This window comes from Enterobacter cloacae complex sp. P13B (assembly GCF_014895915.1).
Lineage (GTDB): Bacteria > Pseudomonadota > Gammaproteobacteria > Enterobacterales > Enterobacteriaceae > Enterobacter > Enterobacter bugandensis.
The window spans coordinates 59440-68864 of sequence record NZ_JADBQN010000037.1; the positions used below are offsets into that span (position 1 = coordinate 59440).

General features: G+C 60.3%; 10 protein-coding genes. 3 read left to right on the plus strand and 7 right to left on the minus strand.

All coding sequences use genetic code 11. The annotated features are described in order from the left end of the window. Nucleotides 1–142 precede the first annotated feature (142 nt). Together IM273_RS16320 and IM273_RS16325 are read left to right on the plus strand one after the other, a co-directional pair. Nucleotides 143–445 carry a type II toxin-antitoxin system RelE/ParE family toxin gene (locus IM273_RS16320; RefSeq protein ID WP_017899060.1) on the plus strand — a complete coding sequence of 101 codons (303 nt, stop codon included), beginning with the start codon at nucleotides 143–145 and terminating at the stop codon, nucleotides 443–445. Further along, on the plus strand, nucleotides 420–824 hold the full coding sequence (locus IM273_RS16325) for a helix-turn-helix transcriptional regulator (protein ID WP_193051851.1): 405 nt from the start codon (nucleotides 420–422) through the stop codon (nucleotides 822–824). The genes IM273_RS16320 and IM273_RS16325 overlap by 26 nt, the downstream gene beginning before the upstream one ends. On the opposite strand, the gene IM273_RS16330 is transcribed toward IM273_RS16325, so the two are convergent. The 7 genes from IM273_RS16330 to entC all read right to left on the minus strand — a co-directional run bounded on the left by IM273_RS16330 (nucleotide 821) and on the right by entC (nucleotide 8161). Then, the gene (locus tag IM273_RS16330; protein WP_006809671.1) at nucleotides 821–1018 is read right to left on the minus strand and encodes a YbdD/YjiX family protein; all 198 of its coding nucleotides are present in this window, start codon (nucleotides 1016–1018) and stop codon (nucleotides 821–823) included. The two genes, IM273_RS16325 and IM273_RS16330, sit on opposite strands and share 4 nt — an antisense overlap. Nucleotides 1019–1077: 59 nt before the next feature. Beyond that, entirely contained in the window at nucleotides 1078–3183 is a 2106-nt protein-coding gene (cstA, locus tag IM273_RS16335; protein WP_045261038.1) for a pyruvate/proton symporter CstA, read from the minus strand. 149 nt (nucleotides 3184–3332) lie between these two features. Next, nucleotides 3333–3746 carry a proofreading thioesterase EntH gene (entH, locus tag IM273_RS16340; RefSeq protein ID WP_069733602.1) on the minus strand — a complete coding sequence of 138 codons (414 nt, stop codon included), beginning with the start codon at nucleotides 3744–3746 and terminating at the stop codon, nucleotides 3333–3335. After that, nucleotides 3746–4501 carry a 2,3-dihydro-2,3-dihydroxybenzoate dehydrogenase EntA gene (gene entA, locus IM273_RS16345; protein ID WP_028012299.1) on the minus strand — a complete coding sequence of 252 codons (756 nt, stop codon included), beginning with the start codon at nucleotides 4499–4501 and terminating at the stop codon, nucleotides 3746–3748. The genes entH and entA overlap by 1 nt, the downstream gene beginning before the upstream one ends. Continuing rightward, a complete protein-coding gene (locus IM273_RS16350; RefSeq protein ID WP_193051852.1) occupies nucleotides 4501–5355 on the minus strand; it encodes an isochorismatase in 855 nt (284 codons plus the stop codon). The genes entA and IM273_RS16350 overlap by 1 nt, the downstream gene beginning before the upstream one ends. Nucleotides 5356–5365: 10 nt before the next feature. Then, a complete protein-coding gene (entE, locus tag IM273_RS16355; RefSeq protein WP_193051853.1) occupies nucleotides 5366–6976 on the minus strand; it encodes a (2,3-dihydroxybenzoyl)adenylate synthase EntE in 1611 nt (536 codons plus the stop codon). 9 nt (nucleotides 6977–6985) lie between these two features. Further along, entirely contained in the window at nucleotides 6986–8161 is a 1176-nt protein-coding gene (gene entC / locus IM273_RS16360; protein ID WP_048961277.1) for an isochorismate synthase EntC, read from the minus strand. A gap of 188 nt (nucleotides 8162–8349) precedes the next feature. Here entC and fepB point away from each other — a divergent pair, with 188 nt between their 5' ends. Beyond that, complete coding sequence (fepB, locus tag IM273_RS16365; protein ID WP_193051854.1) at nucleotides 8350–9309, plus strand: Fe2+-enterobactin ABC transporter substrate-binding protein; 960 nt, start codon at nucleotides 8350–8352, stop codon at nucleotides 9307–9309. The last annotated feature ends 116 nt before the right edge of the window (nucleotides 9310–9425 follow it).

Sequence of the window (9425 nt, forward strand, 5' to 3'; positions counted from 1 at the left end):
TGTCGAGCCGCCTCGACGGTTTGCGTTTTGCCTCTTACCTGCGCTTTTTTTCCGCTCTACAGTACCCCATAAGAAATTCGGAATTTATCTAATAGTCTTATTATTTCCTTATATTTTGTGTGGGCGTACAGTGGAGGTACGGATGAAGATCGTGTGGTCAAAAACAGCAGAGAAGCAATTTTCTAAAATCGATACGCGATATCAGAACCGCATTAAATTCAGGCTGGAGAAGATGGATGATAAAACATCACCTGTCGCGGATATCAAGAAATTATCTTCTCCCGAAAACCACTACAGGTTGCGATTAGGTGATTACAGGGTCATTTACACCTTCGGAGACCCGCCGGGTGATACCTGTTACGTAGTGGCGGTAAAACGCCGGACAACCACCACCTACCTTCATGAGGAGCATACGGAATATGACTATTCAGTTCATCAAGGATGAAGAAGGAAAAAAACAGTATGTTGTCATTCCCTACGATGAATATTTTCGCATGCGTTTAGCCATGCTTGAGTATGATGACGATGATGAAAGCGACTGGGAAGACATCCCTTACGAATCAGATATCTACGATAACGTAGGTTTACCGGGTGAAGTGTGCGACGTCATGCATAACGAGAACGTCAGCCTGCAGGCCGCATGGCGCATTCTGCGCGGCATGTCGCAGCAGGAAGTGGCGGAAAAACTCGGCATCAGCCAGTCCGCCGTATCACAGCTGGAAGCGCTGGACTCCCGTCCGCAAAAGCGCACCCGCGAAAAGCTGGCGGCAATTTATGGCTGCAAGCAGGAGCAAATCAGCCTCTATTTACCGAAAGAGGGTTAACAGCACTTCGCCCCGCCCTTGCCGCCGTAACGGGCGTCCTGGCGGTCGCGGAAAAACTCTTCGTAGGTCATCGGCGTCTGGTCCGGGTGGTTGACGCGCATATGCTCGACGTAGTTATCGTAATCCGGCACGCCAATCATCATTTTGGCGGCCTGGCCCAGGTACTTACCTGCTTTGGAGAGGGTGTCGAACATCATTCTGGTCTCACTGGAAATGTAGGCCGGGTAAGCGCTAGCGCCACCCGGCACACAGGTTAATGCGCCCCTTTCGCCTGGGTCACAATCTCGTCCAGGTTTTCAGGCATCGGCTCGTACGGCGTCTCTTTCGCCGTCGGCGTGTCGACCTTCAGCGCCGCCAGCGCGGTTTTCAGAGAATACAACGCCAGCACCACAACCACCACCATAAAGAAGATGGTCAGCCCGGCATCCAGACGGTTGTTGAACACCAGCTGCGACAGCTGCGATTCGGTGTACTGCGCCGGGATCTTGCCGCTGTCGATCATCGCCTGGAACTTGTTGGCAATCGCCAGGAAGCCCACCTTGTTGTCCGGGCTGAAGGCCTTCTGCCAGCCCGCCGTCAGGGTACAGATCAGCAGCCATGCGGTTGGGACTAATGCCACCCAGGCGTAACGCTGGCGCTTCATCTTGAACAGCACCACCGCGCAGAGCATCAGCGCCATGCCCGCCAGCATCTGGTTGGCGATACCGAACAGCGGCCACAGGGTGTTAATCCCACCCAGCGGATCGACCACGCCCTGATGCAGGAAATAGCCCCACGCCAGCACGCACAGCGCCGTCGCCAGCAGGTTAGCCGGGAGCGAGTCGGTCCGCTTCAGTTTCGGGGAGATGACGCCCAGCAGGTCCTGGAGCATAAAGCGCGCCGCACGGGTCCCCGCATCCACCGCCGTCAGGATAAACAGCGCTTCAAACAGAATGGCGAAGTGATACCAGAACGACACGTCCATCAGCCCGCCCAGCGCGCCGTGAAGAATATACGCCATGCCAACCGCCAGCGTCGGTGCCCCGCCCGCGCGGGAGATAATGGACTGCTCGCCCACTTCGCTGGCGATGCTCGTCAACGTTTCAGGCGTAATCGCAAAGCCCCAGCCGCTCACCACCTGCGCGGCGGACGCTACCACGTCAACGGTACCGGCCGGGGCCAGTACCGCCATCGGGCTATTCATCGCGAAGTAGACGCCCGGGTCGATAATGCAGGCGGAAACCAGCGCCATAATCGCCACGAAGGACTCCATCAGCATGCCGCCGTAGCCAATCAGGCAGGCCTGATTTTCATTCGCGAGCATTTTCGGCGTCGTCCCGGAGGCGATCAGCGCGTGGAAGCCCGACACCGCACCGCAGGCGATGGTAATAAACAGGAACGGGAACAGGTTACCAGTCCAGACCGGGCCGGTACCGTCGATGAATTTGGTCAGCGCAGGCATGGTCAGGGTCGGGCGCATAATCAGAATGCCGATGGCCAGCCCGACGATGGTGCCGATTTTCAGGAAGGTTGAGAGATAATCGCGCGGGGCCAGCAGCAGCCACACCGGCAGCACCGCCGCCACAAAGCCGTAGCCCACCAGCATCCAGGTCAGCTGCACGCCGGTAAAGTCGAAGAATGGTGCCCAGGTCGGGCTTTCCGCCACCCAGCCGCCGGAGATAATGGCGAACACCAGAAACACCAGGCCAATCACCGACACTTCACCGATGCGCCCCGGGCGCAGGTAGCGAATGTAAATCCCCATAAACAGCGCCAGCGGAATGGTAAAGGCGACCGTGTAGGTTCCCCACGGGCTGTGGGTCAGCGCTTTCACCACGATCATCGCCAGCACCGCGAGGATGATCACCATGATCATAAAGGTCGCCACCAGCGCAATCACCCCGGCGGTTGCCCCCATCTCCTCTTTCACCAGCTCACCCAGAGAACGGCCGTCGCGACGGGTGGAGACGAACAGCACCATAAAGTCCTGCACCGCGCCTGCCAGCACCACCCCCGCGAGGATCCAGATCATCCCCGGCAGGTAGCCCATCTGCGCCGCCAGCACCGGCCCCACCAGCGGGCCTGCACCGGCAATCGCCGCGAAATGGTGACCGAACAGCACTTTTTTGTCGGTCGGCACGTAGTCCAGCCCGTCGTTGTGGCGCACGGCTGGCGTCATGCGCGTGCCGTCTACGCCCAGTACCGTCTTTGCGATATAGCGGCCATAAAAACGGTACGCAATGAGATAAATGCAGACGGAGGCGACGACGATCCAGAGCGCATTGATCTGCTCCCCCCGGTTAAGGGCGATATAGCCCAGGGCAAAGGCTCCCACAACGGAGAGCACCGCCCACGTAAGGTATTTCCCTGAGTTGTTCATAGTTGTTGTCCGTTGTTGTGAAACAGTGAGATGTTACATTTTGTTTCTAGAACAACGGATAAAATTTAACAACTTTGAAACGCAATAATGCGTGGTCAAACCAGAGATTTACACCACAGTGTTAAGCCGATCACTTTCAGCTGAATGGCCTACCCCAGCACCATCGTGCTCAACCGACAGGTACAGCACCGCCGCCCCTGCTCGTCGAATACCACGATCTCCCAGCTCTGGCTCGAACGCCCCAGATGCAGCGGCTGACACACGCCGCGCACCTTACCGTGAGAGACCGCACGATGGTGCGTGGCGTTCAGCTCTGTGCCGACCACGTTCTGCCCGTCGCGGGTCATCAGAAAACCGGCCATTGAGCCCAGCGTTTCCGCCAGCGCCGCCGACGCCCCGCCGTGCAGCAGGCCAAACGGCTGATGGGTACGGGCATCCACCGGCATCTCCGCTTCCAGCGTGTCGTCTCCGAGGCGGGTATAGACAATGCCCAGGTGCGCCACCAGGGTATTCACGCTGGTGGCGTTCAGTTCTTCAAGCGATAAATGACGTTTCCAGATCATTACGCCCCCAGCGTGGAGCCGCCGTCCACCACGATATCCTGCAGGGTAATATGGCTGGCGGCATCGGACGCAAGGAACAGCACGGTGGCGGCAATTTCCCGCGGACGGGCGATTTTGCCGAGCGGAATGCCGAGCTTGAACTGCTCGCCAAAGCCGCGAATACGCTGCTGTTCCGCGTCGTCGCTTTTCCACAGGGTGCGCTGCATGTCGGTATCCGTTGAGCCCGGCGATACCAGGTTACAGCGCACGCCGCTGCCCGCCAGCTCCAGCCCGACGGTCAGCGCCAGGCTTTTCAGCGCTGCCTTCGACGCGCCGTACGCGCTCATGCCGATGCGCGGGGTGTGCGCCGCGTCGGAGGCCACGGTCACTATCGCCCCGCCCTGCTGACGGCGGAACTGGCCCATCGTCTGCTGAAACAGGTTAAACGCGCCGCCGACGTTAACCGCAAAGGTCTGCTGCCAGTCTTCCTGCGAAAGCTCGTCCGTCGCGCCCATGCGCAGAATGCCCGCCGCGTTAACAAGCACGTCGAGGCGCTCAAGGGTGCCGAGTAAACGCCCGCAGACGTCGCCCACCTGCGCCGCGTCCGCCAGGTCCAGCGTTTCGGTGGCAAACGGATAATCGTCCTGCGGGAAGGCCAGATCGAACCCGGTCACCCGCGCGCCCGCCTCCACAAAGGCCAGCGCGGTCGCATAGCCAATACCTTTACCCGCGCCCGTTACCCAAACCGTTTTACCGGTAAAATCAAACCCCGCCATCACTTCACCTCACGGGAGAGCAGCGCCCACCAGGCGTCAAGGGTCGGATTTTTCGCCAGCATCACGAAGTCGATGTCGTCGTGCACCTTCCGCCAGCGGGCGGCCAGCGCCATCATGCGCACCGAGTCCAGACCGTAGTCGATCAGGTTTTCGTCATCCATCGGCTCGTCGGACTCGTCCAGCAGCGGCAGGATCAGCGCGCGCAGCGCGGCTTTCGTTGCCGGAACGGACGGCAGCAGCTCGTCGGTCATCACCACGCGGCCAGAACGTCCTGCCACGTATTTCAGCGACATCAGGTGCTCGTCGCGGGTGAAGTCCGCCAGCGCATCGGCGATAAAGAACGGCTTGATGTCGCGCATAAAGGCGTCGGTGGCGGTGGTCATGCAGCCGATGTGGGCATACACGCCGGTAATCAGCAGCTGGTTGCGGCCGGTCTCTTTCAGCATCTGCTCCAGCGGCGAGCGGTGAAACGCGCTGTAGCGCCACTTCACCAGCACGGTGTCCGCTTCGTCCGGCGTCAGTTCAGCCACGATACGCTGCTGCTCCGGCGAGCGGGTCAGGCCCGGCCCCCACATGTCGTTCAGCAGGGCACGGTCTTCATCGCTCTGCTCTTTCGGCTGCGCGGTGTAGTACACCGGGATATTGTGTTCTTTGCAGTACGCGCGAAGTTTAGCGATGTTCGCCACTACCTGCTGCATCATGTCGCTATTTTCGCCCCAGAAGTTCAGGAAATACTCCTGCATATCGTGGATCAGCAGCGCGGCGCGCTCCGGCTCAAACGCCCAGTTCACCTTGTTGGTCGGCAGCTCTGCGGCGGTTGGCAGCGCGTAAGCGGTTAATTTTGGAATGGCCATTCTCTGTTCCTCAGCCCCGGGCGCGTTCAGCAAGCCACAGGCGCAACTGTTTCTTATCAACTTTGCCGACCGGCGTGAGCGGAAGCGCATCCACGCTCTCCACGCGGTCCGGCAGCTTAAATTCGGCAACGCCCTGCTCGCGCAGGAAGCGACGCACCTCAACCGCGCGCAGGGGCTGTTTCACCACCAGATACGCACAGCTTTTTTCGCCCAGCAGGGTGTCCTCCATGCTCACCAGCGCGGCGTGGATCACCGCCTCGTGGCGCAGCAGCAGGTTTTCGATCTCTTCGGCGGCAATCTTTTCGCCACCGCGGTTGATCTGATCTTTCTCGCGCCCCTGCACGGTGATGTAGCCCTGCTCATCGATGGCGATCAGATCGCCGGAGCAGTAGAAACCGTTGGCATCAAAGGCGCTGGCGTTGTGCTCCGGGCTGTTGAAATAGCCGCGGAAGGTGTACGGGCCGCGCGTCATCAAACGTCCGACTTCCCCGCGCGGGAGCGGGTTGCCGTCCTCGTCCGCCACCCACACCTCGTCGTCCGGACACATTGGGCGGCCCTGGGTATTGATGATGCGTTCCGGCGCATCGTCGAGGGCGGTGTAGTTCACCAGCCCTTCCGCCATGCCGAATACCTGCTGCAGCTGGCAGCCGATTTCCGCCGGAATACGCGCCGCGAGCGTGGCAGAGAGACGTGCGCCGCCCACCTGGAGCAGCTTGAGGGATTTCAGCTGCGCGTTCCCCGCGCCGTCGGCAATCGCCTGCAGCCAGAGGCTCACCGCCGGAGGGACCAGCGACGTCACGTTGATCTGATGCTGCTCAATCAGCGGGAAGCAGAGCGTGGCGCTCGGATCGTTCGCCAGCACCACGCAGCCGCCCGCCGTGAATACGCCTAACGATCCCGGCGAGCTCATGGCGTAGTTATGCGCCGCGGGAAGCGCGTTCAGATAGCGGGTGTGCGCAGTGATGCCGCAGATTTCATTGCTGCGGCGGATGCTGTAGTCGTAGTCGTTGTGCGTACGCGGGATCAGCTTCGGCGTGCCGGTGCTGCCGCCGGAGAGCTGGAAGAACGCCACCTCGTCTGCGGGCGTCGGGTTCGGGATGAAGTTGTCCGCCGGGCGCGCAATCGCCGCTTCCAGCGCATGTTCACCCTTATCGCCGCGCAGCAGCACGGCGCGAACCGAGCGGTGTTCATCCACAAAGGTATTGAGAAAATCATCCCCCGCGAACAGGGCATGTTGGCGATCGGCGATCAGCACGGCGGGTTTGATCTGGGCGGCGTAGGCGTTCAGCTCGCTGCGCTGATGGCTAAAGAGCGCGTTAACCGGCGCGACGCCGATCTGCAGCAGCGCGAAAAAGGTGATGTAAAACTCGGCCACGTTGCCGAGCTGCACCAGCGCGGTCTCGCCGCGGTGCAGCCCCTGCGCCTGGAGGGCAGACGCCAGATTCGTCACCGCCTCATTAAACGCGCGGTAGGTGATGTGGCGATCGCCGTCAATAATCGCGACCGCATCGCTTTGCGCATGGTCCGTCAGGATGTGGGTCAGCGGCAGATCCTGCCAGTAGCCTTTTTCACGGTAGCGGCGGGCAAATTCCTCCGGCCAGCGGGTAAAGGGAATAGTCATAAACGTTCCTTAGTGCAGGCCAAACACGTTAAGCATGGTGGAGAGCTTCACGCCCGTCTCGCGCCACTCGCCCACCGGGGAGGAGGCAGGCACAATGCCCGCGCCGGCAAAAAGGCGAACGGTATTTTCGTGAAGACGCGCGCAGCGGATGGTCACCACCCACTCGCCGTTGCCTTCGCTGTCGCACCAGCCGACGATGCCGCCGAACAGCTCACGGTCGAACGGCTCCAGCTCGGCAATCAGTTCTTTAGCCGCCTGATGCGGGAAGCCGCTCAGGGCCGGGGTCGGATGCAGCAGGCAGGCCAGCGTCAGGGCGTTTTCGTTCTCGCGCGCGTCACCTTCAACCGGCGTCGCCAGATGCCACAGCGTCGGCGTGGTGATGAGCTGCGGGGAAGACGGCATGCTCAGGTGATGGCTGCGCGGTTCCAGAATGGCCTTCATCGCCTGGGTCACCAGGTCGTGTTCGTGGCGGTCCTTTTCGGAGGCCAGCAGCTTATTGCCCGCCTCGCGATCCAGCACGTCGTCCGGCTGGCGGCGCGCGGAGCCTGCAAGCGGCAGCGAGCTAAAGTGCCTGCCCTCTTTGCGCAGCAGCAGCTCCGGGCTGGCGCCGAGCAGCACGCCGCCGTCTTCCAGCGGCACGTGGAAGTTGAAGCTCGCCGGGTTCTGAGCGATCAGACGCTCCATCAGCGCGCCGCTGTCCATTTTTTTGTCGGTGGCGATATCAATCAGGCGCGACAGCACTACCTTATTCACCTGCGGCGTGGCGGTGAGCGAAGCGGCGCGCGCGACCATCTCTTCAAAAACGGGCTGAGCGGGGATCTCGGTGCGCTGTTCCACCTTCAGCGCCTGCGCGCCGGAGAAATAGCGTGCGGACTGCTGACGCGCGGGACGGGAAAACGTCTCCCAGCGTTGCGGAATAAACAGCGAAGACGGCTTGCGGGTATCGAACGGGATGGCCCCTACCATGACGGGATGGGCGATGCCGCTGGCTTTCGCATCCCGGAAAGCCTGGGCTAATTTCTGCTGGAACTGCCCCGCCGGATCGTCGCCGCCGACGGCAGGTTCAGAGAATCGGGCAAAACAGCCTGAGGTGGTAAAACTGCGGTAAGGCGACATAAAGAAAAAGCTGTCTGATTGCAGCGTGGTCGCGGTGTGCTGAACTTCCTCAGCCAGGGACGTGTCCATATCATCCTCCTCAAAATGATAAAAGAAGCAATAATGATTATCATTTATATTTTCGTCGGCTAACCTAATCCCACAGCGCGCCGCTGTCAACCGTCGGGCCATTAACTTCTGCGACAAACGCTTGCATCCCTTCCCGGCAACCATGAAAATGAGAAGCATTATCTTCAATAAAAACAGGATGCCGCTCTGTGAAAATCGCTGCCGCTTGCCGCAATGCCCTTCTTCTGACAGGACTTTTTGTTTTAGGACTAACCTCAGCCACCGCCGCCGACTGGCCGCGCCAGGTCACCGACAGCAGCGGCATGCACACGCTTGAGAGCAAACCGACGCGCATTGTCTCCACCAGCGTGACCTTAACCGGCTCCCTGCTGGCGATTGACGCGCCGGTCATTGCCAGCGGCGCAACCACGCCGAACAACCGCGTGGCGGACGCGCAGGGTTTCCTGCGCCAGTGGGGGGATATTGCAAAACAGCGTAAGGTTGCACGGCTGTACATCGGCGAGCCGAGCGCCGAAGCGGTGGCCGCCCAGATGCCGGACCTGATTCTAATCAGCGCCACCGGCGGGGATTCCGCGCTGGCGCTGTACGATCAGCTCTCCGCCATCGCCCCGACGCTTATCATCAATTACGACGACAAAAGCTGGCAGGAACTGCTGACCCAGCTGGGCACGATGACCGGGCACGAGAAACAGGCCGCTGAACGCATCGCCGCGTTCGATAAACAGCTCGCGCAGGTGAAACAGCAGATGAAACTGCCGCCGCAACCGGTGAACGCCATCGTCTACACCGCCGCTGCGCACACGGCGAACCTGTGGACGACAGAATCGGCGCAGGGCAAGCTGTTACACCAGCTGGGCTTTACGCTGGCGGCGTTACCCGATGGGCTGCACACCTCAAAAAGCCAGGGCAAGCGTCACGACATTATTCAGCTGGGTGGAGAAAACCTGGCGACGGGGCTGAACGGCGAAGGGCTGTTCGTGTTTGCCGGCGACGAGAAAGACGTGAATGCGATTTACGCTAACCCGCTGCTGGCGCATTTACCGTCGGTGAAAAACAAGCGCGTCTGGGCGCTGGGAACGGAGACGTTCCGCCTGGATTATTACAGCGCGATGCTGGTGTTAGACAGATTGAATGCGTTGTTTAAGTAGGCATTTTCCCTCCCTCTCCCCGTGTACGGTCCGGGGACATAGTGAACACTTGTTCGGGGACATGGTAGACACTTACAACTGAGGCATAAGAACCCGTTTATGGAGTAGATATTGCC

Excerpts from the sequence above, each read along its gene's own strand:
- IM273_RS16320 (WP_017899060.1), top strand. The coding sequence starts at position 143 with ATGAAGATCGTGTGGTCAAAAACAGCAGAGAAGCAATTTTCTAAAATC.
- IM273_RS16325 (WP_193051851.1), top strand. The coding sequence starts at position 420 with ATGACTATTCAGTTCATCAAGGATGAAGAAGGAAAAAAACAGTATGTT.
- IM273_RS16330 (WP_006809671.1), bottom strand. The coding sequence starts at position 1,018 with ATGTTCGACACCCTCTCCAAAGCAGGTAAGTACCTGGGCCAGGCCGCC.
- cstA (WP_045261038.1), bottom strand. The coding sequence starts at position 3,183 with ATGAACAACTCAGGGAAATACCTTACGTGGGCGGTGCTCTCCGTTGTG.
- entH (WP_069733602.1), bottom strand. The coding sequence starts at position 3,746 with ATGATCTGGAAACGTCATTTATCGCTTGAAGAACTGAACGCCACCAGC.
- entA (WP_028012299.1), bottom strand. The coding sequence starts at position 4,501 with ATGGCGGGGTTTGATTTTACCGGTAAAACGGTTTGGGTAACGGGCGCG.
- IM273_RS16350 (WP_193051852.1), bottom strand. The coding sequence starts at position 5,355 with ATGGCCATTCCAAAATTAACCGCTTACGCGCTGCCAACCGCCGCAGAG.
- entE (WP_193051853.1), bottom strand. The coding sequence starts at position 6,976 with ATGACTATTCCCTTTACCCGCTGGCCGGAGGAATTTGCCCGCCGCTAC.
- entC (WP_048961277.1), bottom strand. The coding sequence starts at position 8,161 with ATGGACACGTCCCTGGCTGAGGAAGTTCAGCACACCGCGACCACGCTG.